The sequence below is a fragment of the Pseudoalteromonas sp. 0303 genome (genome assembly GCF_013349995.1).
Lineage (GTDB): Bacteria > Pseudomonadota > Gammaproteobacteria > Enterobacterales > Alteromonadaceae > Pseudoalteromonas.
Window position 1 is genome coordinate 113,659 of record NZ_JABVXF010000005.1, and the last position, 18,280, is coordinate 131,938.

Genomic DNA, 18,280 nt, shown 5'->3' on the forward strand with positions numbered 1-18,280 from the left:
AAGAGATAAGACCACTTTGTATTAATAGTGAGCATTATAGTGAGAACTCCCACTTTACGAATGCCGATAAAAGCTGTTTTTGAGTCTGATATTTAACCTTTAAGTATTGGTAAATGTGTTTTAAATGTTGAATTAGCTATTTTTCTGACTTTTCTGATCTTCTGAATTACTCGACATCGAGCTGCCAACCGAAGCGGTAATCACTAATAAAATAGCTAGCCATTGCCACACGCTTAAAAATTCACCTAGGATTATAAAGCCAGCCAATGCTGCAATCGCCGGCTCTAGGCTCATCATAATGCTAAAGCCTTGTGCTGGCATATTGCGTAGTGCCACCATTTCTAAGGTATAGGGCAGTGCACTTGACATGACTGCCACTAAAATACCGAGCGGTAATACTTCCCAACTCAATAGTGCAGCGCCTTGAGAAGCTGCGCCGAAAGGCACAAGTACAATCGCGGCGACGCTCATACCCATGGCAACGGTCATTCCGCCTGAGCCTTGGTTTCCGGTCTTTTTGCCAAACAATATATAAAACGCCCAACACGCTCCCGCCGCAAGGGCTAAAATAACGCCAACTGGGTCGAGGCTGTCTTCGCCTTTCATATCTGGGAGCAATAAAATTATGCCAGCAATGGCGCAGGCTACCCAAAATAGGTCGCGTTTTTTACGTGACGAAAGCAGAGCAACTGCAAGGGGGCCAGTAAACTCTAGCGCAACACCTATCCCTAAAGGAATACGTTCAATTGCGTAATAAAACAAAATGTTCATGCCACCTAAACTCAAACCATAAACGATGATCGGCATACGTTGCCCAATAGGCGGAAACGCTCGCCAAGGTTTAAACACAAGGCACAAAATAGCAGCTGAAAAACCCAAGCGTAGTGCGGTGGTGCCTTCAGGGCCAATTAAAGGGAATAATTGCTTTGCAACAGAGGCTCCAGATTGAATGGTAACCATTGCGAGAAGCACGCAAATAACAGCAATAAAAAACGGTGGAATGGTGCGCTGCATTACTGTCCTTATGAAAGTTAATAGCTCAAGTTTGCGGCGATTCTACTGATGTTTTATTGGAGAAGAAATGTTTTTCGTTAAACGGACACAGATTTTCGATAAAGCAAAATTGCGGGTATCAAATTGCTTTGATACCCATGCTCAAAATGTTTAAATTTGGCTTGCTTGTTCAAAGGCCTGCATGATGATTTGAGTGGTCTGTTTTTGTTGCTGGCCTTACCATTTTGACCGCGACCAAGACTTTGACAGTGTAGGATCAACAAACTGTTACGGCGACGATAACAGTAAATCGACCGCAGTCTATGGTGGAACAAGTTTTAACTTAAGCGGATTAACGTTAACAGCGGGTCTGCGCATCGAGCATAAAATCACTAATATTGAAGATGCTCATAGCTATGGTTTAGAAGTTGAAGCTTACAGCATGTTGGGCGATCAGTGGCAGTTACATGGCGGTTTCGGTTTATTGAAAACTAAAATTGATGAATCATCAGCCTTTCCTGATGCCGTTGGCAATGATTTAAACTCTGCACCGGAGTTAACGGCGAGTTTAGGTCTGTCGCATTGGTTTACCGATAGTCTAAAAGTGAATTTAAGTGCCAATTATGTTGATGAGTTTTATGGCGACTTAACAAACACAGAAGAGCGTGTTGCGGGTGATTACACCATTACGCGTTTATCGATGACTTATGATACTGAACAATGGTTGATAAGTGCCTTCATCAACAACGCCTTAGATGAAGAAGCATATACCTCACAAGAACCTGTCAGTGGTCGTTACCCACAAGGCTATGTGGCAGTAGTTAACCCGCAAACTATCGGTGCATCTGTTACTTACCGATTTTAAACTAATCGCTAGTCGCTGAGCTTGATCAGCGACTAGCTTAATTTAAAGCGATTAATTTGCCCGTTTAAGTTATTCGCCAAGTTAGCCAGCTTACTCGATGAGTCCGAAATGCTTTGCGTTTGTTGCTGCGACTTTCGACTGGTGTCTTGTACTTCGTTTAAACGCTGGGCGATTTCTTCTGTTACTTGAGATTGCTGCTCAGATGCAGAAGCTATGGTCATATTGGCATCAGAAATGGCTTTTGCTTGTACGCTAATTTCATCGAGCATATGGCCCACTTTTTCTGAGTTTATCACCGCTTCTTTAATTTGATTATCGCTAGAGCGTATCCTCTGCGTCACAGCATTGGTTGCAGATTGTAATGAGTCAATTTTATCTTGGATCTCAAGAGTAGAGCTTTGTGTGCGACTAGCCAAAGTTCTTACCTCATCAGCAACAACGGCAAAACCTCGGCCTTGTTCACCTGCTCTCGCAGCTTCGATTGCGGCATTGAGTGCCAATAAATTAGTTTGTTCGGCTATATTACTGATAACACTTAAAATAACCGTGACTTCATTCACAGAGGACTCGAGTTGGTTAAGGTCTGTTAGTGATTTGGTGAGTGTATCGGCCACTGATTCAACAGAGCTAACTCCTTGTTGTACAACCTGTAGACCATCTTGGGTTTTTTGATTAGCTGCGGTGGCACTGCTTGCCGCTTCTGCACAGTTTTGAGACACTTCTTTAACGGCCGTTGAGTTTTCATAGACTGAGCTTGAAATCACCTCAATCGCTTGGCTTTGAATATCATTGAGCGTTTTAGCTTGTTGTGAAATTTCATCTAGGCTTTTTGCTGCTACTTGGGCCTGCTCTGATTGATCATGTATTTCTTTAAGAAGCTGAGATAGCTTATCAACCATAATATTAAAGCTGCTCGCAAGCTGGCCTATTTCGTCATCGGCTTTGTGGTCAATATAGCGAGATAGATCCCCTTCAGAGATACGCTTAGCTTCATCAATTAAGGCATGAGTTGCTTTAATCACTTTTTTCTCTAATTGCCAGTAACACACTATTAAGGTAGCAATAATAGTCAGGACTAAAACGGTACTAATTAAACTCAAGGTAACCACACGGTCGTGATTTCCTTTGACTTCAGCCGCACTTTTTTCCTCGATTGAACTTAAAAAAGCTTTCACGGGTTGCTGAATTTTCTCAACTTCTGCCATGTAAGCATCGTTGGTTAAAAGCTCGATAGCTTGCACCCACCTTTTATGCTCGCTAGGGGTTAAGTTATTGGTATCTCGGCCAAGCAAATCATTGACCAAGCTAAATGCTTTTTCTTCTGTTTCAACAAGTTTAAGTGATAAGTCGTTGGATTTTTGCAACAGGGCTAAATCATCAGCAGCCACATTAAAGGCTTTTAAACGCTGCACATAGCTCTTCTTTTCGCCATTTAGCCAAGCAGCTTTTCCTTGAATTTGGTCAACAAGTTCTTGGTATTCCCCTTTATAGCGATTTTCTAGGGTTACAACGTGTTGACGAGCAAGTTCAGTTAAGTGAATCGAATTTGAAGATGAATACTTAGCAAGGTGGCTTAGTTCATAACGCTGTTGGGCCGACTCCATACTTTCATCTTGGCCTGATTGCAAAAATAGAATAATGAGGAGTAGACCTGCTGCAAGGGTAATGGTTGCTGCGAAAACAGCTCTGAGTAAAAAGCGAATAGTCAAAATATTACCCTTCTCATTGAAAGTAAATATTATTAACCATAGTACAAAAATCTAATTTCAATAAAAATTACGAGTAAGTTAATTAGAGGTCGTCATTTAAGCTTGTATGAAGGGGGCTAAAAATAACAAGGGCAGTGTCCATTGCCCTTGAATAATGCATTTATTGGTCTGCGGGATACACAACGCCAAGTTGGCTTCGTGCTTCATCGAGCACCGCCATAACTTGTTTTGACAGTGTATGAGTATTAACTGATGACTCAATTTGTCCGGCATTCGCTGCTTGAATAAAGTGGTTTACTTCATGGCGCATAAAGTGTTCATCAAATGGCTCAGAGAGCTCTTCAACTGTGCCATCGTTACCTATATATTGCATACGCTTTAATAAAGAGACTGCTTCGATACGAATACGGCCTTTTTCACCTTGGATCTCAGTAAAATTATCGCCTTGCGAGATTTTCGAATAGCTGATCACCGCTTGCTTATCTGCGTAATTTAATAATACATCGCCAGCTCCATCAACGCCGGTCTCAAGTAACACGCCGCTGGCTTTTACACTCTGAGGCGCGCCCCATAATGCGAGTAAAATATACAGCGGATAGATACCTAAATCGACTAATGCACCGTTAGCAAATTCTGGCAAGAAAGTATTTGGTCGCTCGCCATTTTTATATTTATCGTAACGTGATGAGTACTGACTATATTGACCAATATATTTGCGGGGTGTGCCAATCTTTGCAATTGCATTTTTTAAGCGTGCGAAGTTTGGTAAATGGGTGGTCATCATCGCTTCCATGTATAAGCGTTGATGTGTTTTGGCCGCCTGAATGATGGCCTCTAGTTCTTTACTATTAGCAGCCGAAGGCTTTTCACCTAAAACATGTTTACCGGCTTTTAAACACATTACAGCATATTCTTTGTGTAAGCTATTTGGCGCAGCAATGTAGACAGCATCGACTAATGGGTCTTCGCATACTTGCTCAATATTGGTAAACACCTTAGCCTTTTGAGCATCGTGCTTTGCAAGGAAAGCCTCGCCTGTTTGCTGCTCTCGAGAGCACACACCATATAAGGAGAATTGTTCAATTTGTTTAGCTGCACTCAGTAGTGTATCGCTTATAAAATTGGTACCTACAATCACAAAGTTCATGGTTACTCCTCGTTGTTTTGTGCAAGCCATGCTTGCCAATCCAGTTCAAACTTTTCCATTTGTTTATGTTTTTTGCTTAACAAATGTTTGTCTTCATCTTCTTGTGCCATATAAGGGCCTACGCGGCATAATGCACAGTGTTTATCACCTAAATAAGCGGGTAAAGTCAGCTTTTCAGTAATACTATTGTCAGTTTTTTCGCTAAATACATAGGTAATGCCGCTGGTGTCTTTAACGTGTTTATCGCGATCAACATTGCGAATTTTATAGCCAGGGAATAAATTAATATCGAATGGCATTTGTCCTAGATATTGGCAAGTCAGCCCTTGATTTAAGCTGCCTTCAATATTCCATTCGCGATAAGGTTTTACATCTTTAGAGGTGATGTAGCAGAGCATCGGGCCGTTTTTATCTAATGCGAACTGGCTTGCGTAGTCTAGGTAGCGATGCAACAAAGCACGGTTTAAAACATTCATACCACCTTGTTGGGTATTTGCCTTAAATGCAGCTTCACCTTTAAACGCGGGTATAAGTGGAAATTGAAAAATAACCACATCAAAACAAGCGCCATCTAAGCGCTGCCACGAGTCTGGCTTTGTTACATCAAACTCAGTGAGTGTTTCAATGTTAAGTTGTCGCAAGGCGCGAAGTGCATTGTCGGCATATTTTTGTTCTATGGTGTTTGCATCATCATAAGTTGAAGCAACAAGCTTGGCCGGTTTTATATAACGAGCAATAGAGTGTGAAAATGATAAATCACCATCGCCAACCGTTAATATGCGCCAACTAGGGTCTAAAAACATGTTGTTATTTGCCTTGTGCTGGCGTTGTTTCTTGTGCGATTTCAGGGCAAAGGGCTAAGCGAGTTTTAAGCCCTTCAATGGCTATTTGCTTAAAGATTAAGTTAAAACTAATCAATACGGCTATAACGATATGAATAGGACCATGGGTAAAACCTGCGTCTGTATCAAAAAGCATTAAGCCGAATAACAAGAACATGGTAGCTAAAAATATTTCAATCAACTGATTAGAATATAGCTTTAAGCTGCCTTGGTTTTTATGATCTTTTTTAATGTGAATCGCACAAAAAAATGGGATCACTTTTACCTTAAAGTGGGCGTTTTTTTCTACGTAATTTTCGCCAAGGTGGTCTAGTTTAGCGCGCAGTTGATCTATCATAGCAAGTCCTTAAAAAACTGAGCCGCGGATGTTACCGCAAACGCAAGAAAAGGGCTACTCAGGATAGATACTCATGCCAATTACAAATATGTGGCATACAAAAACCACTGACGTTAAAACAAAACGCATTTTTTGATAATCAACGTGATAGGTTTGCCACTGTGGTGAGCTTTTTTCAAATAACAGCACTAACCAAAAACTTGCTGCGAGCCAAGCCAGTGTCCAAGTTGCTGGTAAAAAGCTTAAAAAGCCAATCGGTAAGATAGGAATAATCGCTTTTATAGCATCAGCATGCGTTTGCTGTCCTGCATGCCATAAATTGCCAGCCATAAAGGCTAAAATAGCGATGCTATAAAAAGTGAAAAAGTCTAAGTTGACGGCATTACTTCCTGCAATAAGTGGCCAGCCTACGCAGCCTAAAAACGGTAGTAAACCTAAGTAACCGAGTTGAATGTGATTAATAAACTTTTCCATAATGACCTTTTGACCGCTTAAATTAAAAAGCATACCTAACGGTATGCTTTTATCTTTTAACTATTTTATACCAGTTAGGCGGCTAAAACGATCGCTTTATTATTGGCGTAATTCTCGACGTAGAATTTTGCCAACCGTCGATTTAGGCAATTGTTCCATAAAAATGATTGATTTAGGCACTTTATAAGCACTTAAGTTTTCGCGGCAATAGTCACTCACTTGTTGCTCATCAATCTGCTCTTTTAAAGTAATGTAGGCACAGACACGCTCACCGGTTTTTTCATCTTTTGCACCAATAACGGCTGCTTCACAGATAGCTGGGTGCTGACAAAGTACGTTTTCTACTTCGTTAGGGTACACGTTAAAGCCAGAAACAATAATCATGTCTTTTAAACGGTCTACAATTTTGTAATTTCCACTTGGTAGTTTTAGACCCACATCACCAGTTTTGAAAAAACCTCGCTTCATACATTTGTCGGTTTCGTCTTGGCGCTGCCAATAACCCATCATCACCTGCGGGCCTTTAACAACAATTTCGCCAGACTCACCGTCAGCAACAGGCTCGTCGTTTTCATCCCAAATTTCCACAGTAGTGTTTGAGAGTGGGCGGCCAATACTACCAATTTCTTCTTTTTTAAAGTCGTTTAAGGTTGCAACAGGCGAAGTTTCTGATAAGCCATAGCCTTCTGTGATTGTACAACCTGTGGTGTTCATCCACGCATCAGCTGCAGCATGTGTTAAAGCTGCGCCCCCAGAGACGGTCATTTTTAGGTTTGAAAAATTCAGTGCTTTGAACCCTGGGTGCATACACAAGCCAATAAATAAGGTGTTAATCCCTGAAAAGTAATTAATCTCAAATGGTTCGATTTGCTTAACTAACGCATCTAAATCACGAGGATTTGGGATCAGTACGTTAAATTGCCCCATGGCAAATAGGCCAACCATATTCACTGTAAAGGCGTAAATATGATAAAGCGGAAGCGGGCAAATACCCGTTTCTTGACCGGGCTTTAAAATATTGTCAAAGCGCTCATTCATTTGCTCGGCATTAGCTAAAATGTTGCCATGACTAAGCATCGCAGCTTTGGCAACCCCTGTGGTGCCGCCGGTGTATTGTAAAACAGCAATATCGTCACGACTTGCTTGATGAGCATCAAGAGGGGCGAGTCTTTCACCTTGGCGAATGAGTTCGTTTAACGAAAATTGACCCTCTTGCAACGTCGGCTCAGCAACAGCCGCTGCAACAATAACGGTTTTGATCGACGTATCATTGATAACCGTTGCTAATTTATCGGTAAGAGCATCAAGAATAACAATGGCTTTAACATCTGCATCATTAAACTGATGTAGCATTTCACGGGCAGTATAAAGCGGATTGGTATTGACTACGATTAATCCTGCACGAAATGCTGCATAGGTAACGATAGGGTAATCAACAATATTCGGTAATTGAATGGCTATTCTGTCTCCAGCAACAAGACCACTTTGTTGTTGAAACCACTGTGCCAAGTAGCGAGACTGTTGTTCAACTTGGGCATAGCTGAGTGTTTTACCTGCACTGTTATAGGCAGGAAGGTCAGCATAAGTTTGACACGTGTGCTCAATTAATTGTGTTAGGTTATCATGTGTGTTCATGGGGATTCCTTAGCGTGTTGTTCTTATTAATTGTTGTTTAATGAGGCGATCCATCACAGAACCCATTATCCAATTCGGTAAGTAACGACTCATGATATAGGTTAGTTTAGATTGTAAGCCTAGGATCACCATTAATTTTTGTTTATCTAAGCCTCGCAGAATATGCTTTGCGGTATCGATAGGGTTTGCCACAGCCATATGTTTTTCGCTTTCGCAAATTAAGCTGATTTTTATGTTATTTGGCTTAAATTTCTTGCGTAGCTTTTTGGCTAAAATCAAAGCGCTTGGTTGTGGCGTAAATTTAGTTGCATCAATAAGGGGGGATGTAATTGCTAGGTGGCCGTTCATGCTTAAGTGTGGCGTTATTAGTGTTGCAAAGTGCTGACAAGCAATACTATTTTCTTTACTTAGTTGCTCATTGGTACTGCAGCTAAAAATGGCTAAATCTGGTTTGCCTATCGCTGCGATTGCATTATTTACTTGAGTTTGCAGCGCTTCATTATCGCAGATATGCGTAGCAAAATACTCAATGTATTGGTAATCATCAGCAAGCTCACTTAACGATTGTTTTGTTTGTTCGTTGAAATGTACGTCAAATAAAGCGACATCGTCACCACGGCTAATATATTGCTTTGCCAATTCGAACCCAATGCCACTGTTGACACCGGTAATAAACACTCTTCTTAACATTGCACGACCACTAATTAGCGAAACTAGCTAGTCAATATATATAAATTGTTAACAGAAAACTTAGCTTTTAACGACCTGTTTTTAACTTTTTACGCCATTAGCTCGAGTGTAACTTACGATAATCTTTTGGTGGAATGCCATACCAGCGCTTAAAAGCGCGAGTAAACTCGCTGTAATTAGAAAAGCTTAAGATATCTGAGATGTTCGATAAACTGAGGCTAGATTCTGTTAAATATTGGTGTGCTAGATTACAGCGTACATCATCGACTAATTCACGAAAGGTTGTGTCATGCTTTGTTAAGTGACGCTGCAAGCTACGAGCACTCATTGATAGCTTTTCGGCTATTAGGTTTACACCAAACTCTTCGTGGAGTAAGTATTGCTTGATCAGTACTTCAACATGATCTGCAATGTTTTCGCGTTTTGTGTCTGCTGGCTGTCCAAGCTGTTGGCTAAGTATAGAAAACAACTGCTTATCTGAATTCTTAATAGGGAGCTTTAGGTATTTTTTCTCAAATACTACTGCGGTGTGTGCACAGTTAAATACCGGAACTTGGCCAAGAGCTTGACGATAAACACTCGGATTTTCATCGCAGCTATGGGGAAGCTCCAAGCGGTGGAGTTTTATTTGATCATCGGTTAATTGTTTTAATAAATTGACCCCGACGCTTAAAGCTAAGTCGGCACCATGATAAACGCTCACCTTTAGGCTCGTGCGAACAAAAAACGATAGCTTTACATAGTCTTGGTCTACTTCAAGGAGTAAGTCAGCGCTATTTTGATGAACATGATAGTACTTAGTTAAATTTTTTAGCGCCATTTCAAGGGTGTCGCAATTGCCCATCAAATAACCAACAGACCCTAAAATATTCAAGCTTTGCCAACGGCCTAATTCTAGCCCGAAATAGGGCAGGTTTAATTCTTTCGCCGTGAGTTCTAATAGCTGAATGAGTTGCTGATACTGCACAAAGTTATTGGCATCTTGTAGTTGTTTTCTGTCTAAACCAACGCGCGATAATAGTGCGTCAGGGTTCACCAATTTACTTTCGATCAGTTCAATATAGCCGTGTAGAGCAGATACTCTAATTAGATCGGGTGCTTGTGTTAATCGGGGCATAGTGTGCTCTTTTTTAGTGCGTTGGCGTAAAAAGTAAAAAAAATTGCGTTAAAAGTAAAGTAATACAGGTCATTAAAGTTTAACAATGTATTAACTGATTGGCCTGTTGACTGCAATTAAGGCTGTAACGTGCTTAGAGGAACACACAATGAACTACTCAAAAGTTTTTATCAGTGGCGGCAATGGTTTTATTGGCCGCACTCTCGCACGCTACTTTAAAGCGCATGGGGTCGATGTATGCGGCGTTGATTTAACACCCTGTGAAGAATTTAACATTGTTGCTGGTAATTTGAATGAGCCAGCGAGTTGGCGCTCATTAATGAATGACTGCGATTTAGTTATTCATACAGCGGCAATTGTTTCAAATGCGTTTAGCTATAAACAAACATGGCAGGCGAATGTGGGTTGGACGAAAAACTTACTTGATGCAGCGGTGGCTGCAAACACAGTAAAGCGCTTTATTCATATTTCGTCGACGGCCGTCTATGGTAGTGATTGGCAAACTGATATTAAAGAAGATGCGCCTTTGTTCCCTGATGGCAGAGCCTATAACGATTCGAAAATGATGAGTGAGCATTTATCACTAAGCTATCACGCCAGTAAAAAACTCAATGTCACAATAATTCGCCCTGGCGATGTCTATGGGCCCGGCTCAAGACCGTGGATAGCTTACCCATTACAAGAAATCGCCAAAGGCAAGTTCATGGTACCAGAGGGCATGTTTGGGCCTGTTTATATTGATGATTTAGTCAAAGGCATTTACCAAAGTGCCATGAGCGACGATGCAAGCGGTGAAATTTTTAATCTATCAGGCCCTGAGCAAGTGACTAATCAAGTTTATTTTAATTACTTGGCACAGGCACAAGGGAAAAATCACGTCACAGTAGTGAATTTGGCTTTAGCGTTAAAGCTAACAGGGTTCATTGAGTGGTGTTATCACCTTGTTGGTAAAACCACAGATATCAATCCGTCGACCATGCGCATGCTAAGTCGTAAAAGTGCAGCGTACAGTAATGAAAAGGCGCAGAACATTTTTGGTTATAAACCAGAATTTACATTACAGCAAGGTATGCAAAATGCATTGCAGTGGGCGTATGAACAAGGGCTTTGTAAAGAAGAACCACGCACAGATACCGCCACAGCAAATTAAAGACAACTAGTTAACTTATTGAGAGCAAGTGAAAAGAGGGCACACACATGGCATTACCAGATATTATTAATCATCAAGATTTCTTACTGACTATTCATACAAATGATGAAAAGCTAATTAAAAACGCTTTACCAGGCGTGCACATTTATCCACTCATGCTGGATTCTGAAAATGGGGTATGGGTATTACGTGTTTTATTTGAGCCGGGTACGGTTTTGCCAAAGCACTTTCATACTGGGGTTGTACATTTATATACCCTAGCAGGCAGCTGGCACTACACAGAATACCCTGACGATTTACAAGTGGCTGGTAGCTATTTGTTTGAGCCAGGTGGTTCTATTCATCAATTTCAAGTACCAGCAGACAACACTGAAGTGACCGATACCTTTATGGTGGTTATGGGATCTAACATTAACTTTGACCCAGATGGTAACTATATGAACATTATGGATGCAGGTTGGATTGAGCAAGTGATGTTAGCAGCCGCAAAAGAGCAAGGAATTGAGCCTAACTACATTAAACCAAAGAGTTTATATGGTTTTAGTAAGTAATTTTATTCCCTGAAGTGAAAGCCCTTGATTACATAAGTGATTGAGGGCTTTATAGTTTTTGGCATTTCCAATCTTTCAATCTAAAAAACAAATCAATTTAATCTAAACAATCAATTTTATTTTAATCGCTCACACCTCTATTGTATTAATCAAGCAGACGCAAGGCTGCGTTAATTAAACTTTTTTAAATACATCAATGAGGAATATTATGAGCACTTCATTAATTAACACAAAACTACAACCATTCAATGCAACAGCTTACCACAACGGTGACTTTGTAGAACTAACAGAAAAAGACGTGCTAGGTAAGTGGTCAATCTTCTTCTTCTACCCAGCAGACTTCACTTTCGTGTGTCCTACAGAGCTTGGTGATGTTGCTGATTACTACGAGCAGCTTCAAGAAATGGGTGTTGAAGTTTACTCAGTATCAACTGACACGCACTTCACTCACAAAGCATGGCACGATACGTCTGACACAATTGGTAAAATCAAATTCCCAATGATTGGTGACCCTACAGGTCGTATTACACGTAACTTCGGTGTGATGATTGAAGACGAAGGTCTTGCTCTTCGTGGTACATTCGTAATGAACCCTGAAGGCGAAATCAAAGTAATCGAAACTCACGACTTAGGTATCGGTCGAAGCGCGAAAGAGTTAGTACGTAAAGTACAAGCTGCACAGTACATTGCTAATCACGACGGTGAAGTATGTCCTGCATCATGGCAGCCAGGTGAAGAGACACTTGCTCCTTCACTAGACCTAGTTGGCAAAATCTAATTTGCCACAGCATTAAACGATAGCAAAGCTTTGCTATCTCAATGCAACCTTAATTGCCCATCACAACTCACATTAAGCACATTAGCGGGTGATGGGCAGTTATCCCTAAAATTTTTCTAGATTATTTATTCTGAACTCAAGGGCTAAGCCATGTTAGATACAAATATCAAAAACCAATTAACAAGCCACTTTGCTTCTATTACCAGCCCTGTTGAGCTGCTTATCGCCTTGGATGACAGCAATAAATCAACAGAACTTAAAAACTTAGCAAACGATTTAGCTTCGTTAAGCGACAAATTCTCGGTGCGAGATAACCCTAGCCAAGATGTGCGTCGTCCATCTATGGTGGTATCTTCACCTATTAACAATACGCAAATCACATTTGCGGGTGTGCCTATGGGCCACGAATTCACAAGCTTGATCCTTTCTCTACTGCATACAGGCGGTCATCCAAGTAAGGCATCAGAGACTGAAATTGAACAAATTAAATCATTGCCTGGGCCGCTTAACTTTGAAGTGTATATTTCATTAAGTTGTCAAACATGTCCGCAAGTAGTGCAAGCAATTAACCTGATGGCGGCACACAATGAAAATGTTACGGCTACGATGATTGATGGCGCCTTGTTCCAAGACGAAGTGAACGAGCGTAATGTGTTAGCAGTACCCGCTGTGTACTTAAATGGTGAGTTATTCAGCCAAGGCGCTGTAAACTTGACTGATATCTTAAATAAAGTAGATACCAAAGCGGCTGCACGCCAAGCCGAAGCACTGAACGATAAAGAGTTATTCGATGTACTTGTTGTTGGTGGTGGCCCTGCAGGCGCTTCTGCGGCAATTTATTCAGCACGTAAAGGCTTAAATACGGGTGTGGTTGCAGAGCGTTTTGGTGGTCAGGTATCAGACACATTAGCAATTGAAAACTTTATATCAGTTAAAGCGACCGAAGGCCCTAAATTGGTTGCACAACTTGAAGAGCACGTAAAAGAATACGATGTTGATGTTATGCAAAACCAACGTGCGGCATCGCTTACTAAGCAAGATAATTATCAAATTACGCTAGAAAATGGCGCGGTTTTAAATGCTAAATCAGTGGTATTAGCAACTGGTGCACGCTGGCGTGAAATGAATGTACCCGGTGAGAAAGAGTATCGCGGTCATGGCGTTGCTTACTGTCCTCACTGTGATGGTCCGTTATTTAAAGGCAAAGCGGTAGCGGTTATCGGCGGTGGTAACTCTGGTATTGAAGCTGCAATCGACCTTGCAAACATTGTTGAGCATGTCACTGTGCTTGAATTTGCTGATACCTTACGTGCTGACGAAGTACTTATTCGTAAAGCAAATAGCTTAAACAACATTACTATTATCAAAAACGCGCAAACGACAGAAGTTGTTGGTGATGGTAAACGAGTAACAGGCTTAAGCTATATTGACCGCATCTCTGGCGATGAAAAATCACTTGAGCTTGCAGGTATCTTTGTGCAAATCGGCTTGGTGCCAAACACTGAATGGTTAAAAGATTCAGCGTTATCACTGACTCGCTTTGGCGAAATCGAAATTGATAGCAAAGGTGCAACATCATTACCGGGGGTTTACGCTGCAGGTGATGCAACAACAACGCCGTTTAAGCAAATCATTATTGCAATGGGCAGTGGTGCAACGGCAAGTTTAGGTGCATTTGATTACTTAATTCGCCACAGCGATGAGACTCAAAGCACAGAAAATGCAGCCTAATTAGTTGCATAAACAATGACTCTTGATTAGGCAGCTCACACCCATAGTTGCCGCTTTAAAGCCGCCCTCTCCAAAGGCGGCTTTGTTTTTTATTAGTACAGCTATTGATACTGCGCTGCAGTAATAAACTCCTCAAAACTTTCACACCAAATAACCACTGTATTGTAATCACTGACATCAATACCTTGTGGTACAACTAATTTAAAGCCATTGAACGAGCGCACCCCTGCAACACGCTGCATAGTGCCTTTTTGTGCTAAAAAATCGGCTTCGTTATCAATAAAGTTTCGCGATAGATAAAGTTGATAGTCGGGACCAGGTGATAACGAGCCTTGCATAGAAATAGCATCATTCGTTAGATACACCTTGCCATCACCATAATGCAAGCGGTCTGAGCCTTTAAGGTCGGGTTTAAACGTTGCACTAAACTGAGCTCGACCTTGATGCAGCTTCAAAACAGCAATATCGGGTGCTGGTTGTTCAGTTAAAATAGGTAAACTGTACACGCCAGCTATAAAACCCGCAGCAAAAATCGCCAATGTCATAATGATAATTAGCAGCGCTTTTAGCATGCTTACTCCTTATTTTTTAGCGTTATGATGTGACGTTGCTTTAAAGAAAACTGTTTTTCAACATCACCAAAGTATTGCAAATAGAGCTTCTCAAGTTCACCTGATTGCTGCAGTTTTTGCATACCTTGCTCTAGTATATCTCTAATGTGTTGATTTTCTTTGCTTAAGTAAAAGTAATAGTCGCTGGGGTGTTGCAACATAATGTTTGGTGCAATGACAAAATTGAACTGTTTTAGTTTATTCAGTTCGGTGCCAATAGCCAGTACTGAGCGTGGAAAGTAATCACCAAGTCCTGTTTCAAGGGCTTTTACCATCCCTGGGTAATCAAGCTCGCCATTGACTGTTAAACCATTGTTTTTCAGTACGGTATAATCAGACCAGCTCTGTTTTTGTAGGCCAACCAAGGGAGTTAAATCAGCAAGGGTTTCGATGTTGCTAAACTTTTCTTGATCTTCATGGCGGATAATAAGCAAACGTTGGCCGTGTAAGCCCTTGTAGAGAGGAATAGTCGTTCTGACTAATGAATCAGTTTGTTGCTGGGGTAAAGAAAGCCATGCTAAGGTAATTGTTTTATTATGGCTTAGCTGCTCTACAACACGTTTATTATTCATAGGCCTAATATTGTAAAACAGTACAACATCCGCACCCATTGCGGCAAAACTTTTGTCGAGAATATCGTGAATATATTGATTTTTCGCCGCATCGTTATAGCTAGGTTTAGCAAGCTGAATAACAATTTGTTCATGAGCTAATACTTGTAGACTCGACAGAGCAAATGTCATTAAAAATATCAGTATTGCTCTGTTCATTAATTTAAGTCCTTTTTTGAGCGCAGGTTTATAGGACTATACTTTGAAAACATGCACCTGCTGTTGTAGACGTGAAGCCAGTGAGGCCAACTCTTGGCTGGCTTGTGCATTTTGTTGCGAGCTTTCGCTAACCAGTGAAATGCTACTACTAAATTCATTAATATTACAACTTAGTTCGTTAGCAACAGTAGTTTGCTCATCCGTTGCGGTGGATACTTGGTTGTTCATATCGGCGATAAGAGCCATTTCTTGAGTAATTTCAGTCAGTAATTGTGATGAGCGCTCTGCATATTCAACACTTTGTTTAGCACTTTCGTCTGCATTGCCCATGGCGGTAACTGCTTGCTGCGCCATTGCTTGTAGTTTACTGATCATTTCGTTAATACTGGCTGTGGCTTTTTGCGTGTTGTGCGCAAGCTGCCTGACTTCATCGGCTACCACTGCGAAACCGCGACCCGACTCACCTGCGCGTGCTGCCTCAATAGCTGCATTTAAAGCGAGTAAATTGGTTTGTTCTGCAACACCTTGGATCATCATTACCACTTGATTGATATCGGTTGATTGTGTATTTAACTCATTGATTAGTTTTGTATTCGCATTAACGATATGTGATAAACGGTTTATTGCATCGATATTTTCTTGCACAGACTGCTGACCCTGCTTGGCTGTTTTATCAGTGTGAGTGGCTTTTTCTGATGTTGATAATGCATTTGCGGCCACTTGCTCAATGGCACTACTCATTTGCGTAATAGCGGTGGCAATCATCGCTGATTGATGCTCTTGCTCTGTGGCTGTGCTTGCAACTTGGTCGCTAATTGAGTTCATTTGCTCAGCAGCGGATGAAAGGGTGAGTGTTGCGCTGGTTACATCATTTACAAGTGCATGAATGCGTTCCATCATGGCATTAAAGTGGTTTGCTGCTTGGGCTATTTCGTCATTACCATGGGTTTTGGCGCGCAGACGCAAATCGGCATTTTCTGAGATAGAACCTATCGTTTCACTTAACGACAACAATGGGTTATGGATAGAGCGGTATATAATAAAGGCAATAGCCAATAATAAAATTATTAATATAGTGATAGAGGCAGTCATAGCGATACTGACTTGAGCAAAATCTTTATCTGCGGCGTTTTTAAACTTGTTAGCCTCATTGATTTGTAAGCTTATTAGCCCTTGATAGCTTTCACTGAGAGGGTCAAACACATCGTAAAGTTTTTTTACGAACACCTCGTTAGGTACTGCTTTAAGTTGGTCACTTTTTACTTGGTTTAAAAATGTGCTTAGTTCGCTTTCTACTACAGCGAGATTCTTTTCCACGATATTAACTAAGCGCTGCTCTTCTGTCGTTAGCTTGGTCCCTAAGTAGCTTTTCCATTTGCTATCAGCAACATTTTTTGCATTTTCAACGGCGGATAGAAAGTCAGTTTTTGAAATTTGCTCAGCGCGGTATTTATGGAATAGATCAACAATGCTAACTGCGTAATTGTCCGATACTGTTTTTATCTGCTCAAGGGGGATGACTCTATCGTCATACAAACTGTCGATGCCTTTTACCATGCCCGACATAATAGACATTGTAAAAATAGAGGTGATCACAAAAACTGTAACCGGTAACAAAGCCAAGACGGCTAATCGCGTACGAACGGTGTAGTTATTTAACATGGGCGTGCAAATTTTTGTAAGGACTTAGTATTAAAGCTAATAGATAAATGGTTTTAAGCAAGTTTTTGCAATGATGATTTACGCTCAATATAACTAAGCCATCAAACTATTCAGTTTTTGCGGGTAACGGACTCCCGCTTTACTATAGTAGGCGCGTATTTGAAGGTGCTTCCTTGTTGAGGTGTTTCTCCAGTGCGGTATGCAAGCGCAAGTTCAGTTGCTTTCATTGCCATCATCTCGATAGGGTAGCGCAGAGTTGTTAATTTTGGGCGGCAGTATTTAGCTAGTAAAACATCATCATAACCGATGATAGAGACTTCATTGGGCACATCAATATTGTGATCTTGAAGCATTGTCATTGCGCCTGATGCCATTGCATCGTTATATGCCAGTACAGCAGTAAAGTCAGCACCTTTGGCTAAGAGGTTTTGCATGGCTATTTCGCCGCCTTGTTGATCGGGGGTGCTAAGCTCAACCATCGTGTCATCTAAGAAAATATTGTGCTTTTCTAATTCAGATTTAATACCTGCTAAGCGGTTGCTTGGATCATCAATATCATATTGACTGCTAACAACAGCAAATTTCGTATGACCTTGCTTAAGCATATGCTTAGCCATTGTTTTACCGCCACTTATATTGTCTAGCCAAATACAGCGATGGCTAATTTGCGGTATATAACGGTTGATCAGTACAAACCCCGGTACCGTATTTGCAAAATTTATTAGTGTCTCATCATCAAGAGCTTTGCTATGCACAACCATCGCATCACAACGGTGTTCTAATAATGTTTCAATTGCCTTTAGTTCAGTCTCTTTCTTTATTGAACCAGTACTGATTAATACTTGAGAGTTATTTTTTCTGGCTATGGTTTCTATACCATGGGCCATGGTAGCAAAAAAAGGATCTGAAAGTTCAGGTAAAACAATCCCTAATGATTGACTGCGTTGAGTGACCAGTGCACGGGCATTCGCATTGGGCCGATAACCAAGTTCTTGCATTACTTGCTTTACTCGTTTTCGGGTAGCATCACCCACTTTTGGGCCGTTATTAACCACGCGAGATACTGTTGCTAAGGATACACCTGCAATTTGAGCAATATCTTTTATGGTTGCCATCTTACTACTGTCCCTAACTATATTACTGTACTAACTCATCAGATATTAAACGACTTTACACTTTTATCCTAGCAATAAAAGAGTGGACTTATCTAAATAATCA

18 protein-coding genes are annotated in these 18,280 nt (G+C 41.0%); 5 read left to right on the top strand and 13 right to left on the bottom strand.

Going from position 1 to position 18,280, the window contains the following annotated elements; genetic code table 11:
• Positions 1-132: 132 nt before the first annotated feature.
• On the bottom strand, positions 133-1,014 hold the full coding sequence (locus HUS62_RS05435; RefSeq protein WP_175078806.1) for a DMT family transporter: 882 nt from the start codon (positions 1,012-1,014) through the stop codon (positions 133-135).
• A 193-nt stretch (positions 1,015-1,207) separates the two neighbouring features.
• Between HUS62_RS05435 and HUS62_RS23355 the strand changes: the two genes are divergently transcribed.
• On the top strand, positions 1,208-1,858 hold the full coding sequence (locus HUS62_RS23355) for a TonB-dependent receptor domain-containing protein (RefSeq protein WP_282658447.1): 651 nt from the start codon (positions 1,208-1,210) through the stop codon (positions 1,856-1,858).
• 32 nt (positions 1,859-1,890) lie between these two features.
• On the opposite strand, the gene HUS62_RS05445 is transcribed toward HUS62_RS23355, so the two are convergent.
• From HUS62_RS05445 to HUS62_RS05480, 8 genes are all read right to left on the bottom strand, one after another.
• Positions 1,891-3,567: a methyl-accepting chemotaxis protein gene (locus HUS62_RS05445; protein ID WP_175078807.1), complete on the bottom strand. Its 1,677-nt coding sequence runs from the start codon at positions 3,565-3,567 to the stop codon at positions 1,891-1,893.
• A gap of 160 nt (positions 3,568-3,727) precedes the next feature.
• A complete protein-coding gene (locus tag HUS62_RS05450) occupies positions 3,728-4,714 on the bottom strand; it encodes a Gfo/Idh/MocA family protein (RefSeq protein WP_175078808.1) in 987 nt (328 codons plus the stop codon).
• 2 nt (positions 4,715-4,716) lie between these two features.
• Positions 4,717-5,517, bottom strand: a complete 801-nt coding sequence (locus HUS62_RS05455) for a class I SAM-dependent methyltransferase (protein ID WP_175078809.1) — start codon at positions 5,515-5,517, stop codon at positions 4,717-4,719.
• A gap of 4 nt (positions 5,518-5,521) precedes the next feature.
• A complete protein-coding gene (locus HUS62_RS05460) occupies positions 5,522-5,893 on the bottom strand; it encodes a hypothetical protein (RefSeq protein ID WP_130167665.1) in 372 nt (123 codons plus the stop codon).
• A gap of 54 nt (positions 5,894-5,947) precedes the next feature.
• Positions 5,948-6,367: a DUF3429 domain-containing protein gene (locus HUS62_RS05465; RefSeq protein WP_130167664.1), complete on the bottom strand. Its 420-nt coding sequence runs from the start codon at positions 6,365-6,367 to the stop codon at positions 5,948-5,950.
• A gap of 99 nt (positions 6,368-6,466) precedes the next feature.
• Positions 6,467-8,002: an AMP-binding protein gene (locus HUS62_RS05470; RefSeq protein WP_175078810.1), complete on the bottom strand. Its 1,536-nt coding sequence runs from the start codon at positions 8,000-8,002 to the stop codon at positions 6,467-6,469.
• Positions 8,003-8,011: 9 nt separating this feature from the next.
• Complete coding sequence (locus tag HUS62_RS05475; RefSeq protein ID WP_175078811.1) at positions 8,012-8,692, bottom strand: SDR family NAD(P)-dependent oxidoreductase; 681 nt, start codon at positions 8,690-8,692, stop codon at positions 8,012-8,014.
• A 97-nt stretch (positions 8,693-8,789) separates the two neighbouring features.
• The gene (locus HUS62_RS05480) at positions 8,790-9,809 is read right to left on the bottom strand and encodes an AraC family transcriptional regulator (RefSeq protein ID WP_175078812.1); all 1,020 of its coding nucleotides are present in this window, start codon (positions 9,807-9,809) and stop codon (positions 8,790-8,792) included.
• A gap of 148 nt (positions 9,810-9,957) precedes the next feature.
• On the opposite strand from HUS62_RS05480, the gene HUS62_RS05485 reads away from it, so the two are divergent.
• The 4 genes from HUS62_RS05485 (at position 9,958) to ahpF (ending at position 14,019) form a co-directional block, all read left to right on the top strand.
• Positions 9,958-10,959 carry an NAD(P)-dependent oxidoreductase gene (locus HUS62_RS05485; RefSeq protein WP_175078813.1) on the top strand — a complete coding sequence of 334 codons (1,002 nt, stop codon included), beginning with the start codon at positions 9,958-9,960 and terminating at the stop codon, positions 10,957-10,959.
• 47 nt (positions 10,960-11,006) lie between these two features.
• Complete coding sequence (locus HUS62_RS05490; RefSeq protein ID WP_054562481.1) at positions 11,007-11,510, top strand: 2,4'-dihydroxyacetophenone dioxygenase family protein; 504 nt, start codon at positions 11,007-11,009, stop codon at positions 11,508-11,510.
• A 208-nt stretch (positions 11,511-11,718) separates the two neighbouring features.
• On the top strand, positions 11,719-12,288 hold the full coding sequence (gene ahpC / locus HUS62_RS05495) for an alkyl hydroperoxide reductase subunit C (protein WP_054553958.1): 570 nt from the start codon (positions 11,719-11,721) through the stop codon (positions 12,286-12,288).
• Positions 12,289-12,438: 150 nt separating this feature from the next.
• Positions 12,439-14,019 carry an alkyl hydroperoxide reductase subunit F gene (gene ahpF, locus HUS62_RS05500; RefSeq protein WP_175078814.1) on the top strand — a complete coding sequence of 527 codons (1,581 nt, stop codon included), beginning with the start codon at positions 12,439-12,441 and terminating at the stop codon, positions 14,017-14,019.
• A 101-nt stretch (positions 14,020-14,120) separates the two neighbouring features.
• Here the strand turns inward: ahpF and HUS62_RS05505 are convergent, their stop codons facing one another.
• The 4 genes from HUS62_RS05505 to HUS62_RS05520 form a co-directional block, all read right to left on the bottom strand.
• Positions 14,121-14,591, bottom strand: coding sequence for a DM13 domain-containing protein (locus tag HUS62_RS05505; RefSeq protein ID WP_175078815.1), 471 nt, complete (start codon positions 14,589-14,591; stop codon positions 14,121-14,123).
• 2 nt (positions 14,592-14,593) lie between these two features.
• Positions 14,594-15,400 (bottom strand): ABC transporter substrate-binding protein, encoded by an 807-nt coding sequence (locus HUS62_RS05510; RefSeq protein ID WP_175078816.1) that lies wholly within the window; start codon positions 15,398-15,400, stop codon positions 14,594-14,596.
• A gap of 36 nt (positions 15,401-15,436) precedes the next feature.
• Positions 15,437-17,062 (bottom strand): methyl-accepting chemotaxis protein, encoded by a 1,626-nt coding sequence (locus HUS62_RS05515; protein WP_175078817.1) that lies wholly within the window; start codon positions 17,060-17,062, stop codon positions 15,437-15,439.
• A 110-nt stretch (positions 17,063-17,172) separates the two neighbouring features.
• On the bottom strand, positions 17,173-18,177 hold the full coding sequence (locus tag HUS62_RS05520) for a substrate-binding domain-containing protein (RefSeq protein ID WP_175078818.1): 1,005 nt from the start codon (positions 18,175-18,177) through the stop codon (positions 17,173-17,175).
• Positions 18,178-18,280: the final 103 nt, after the last annotated feature.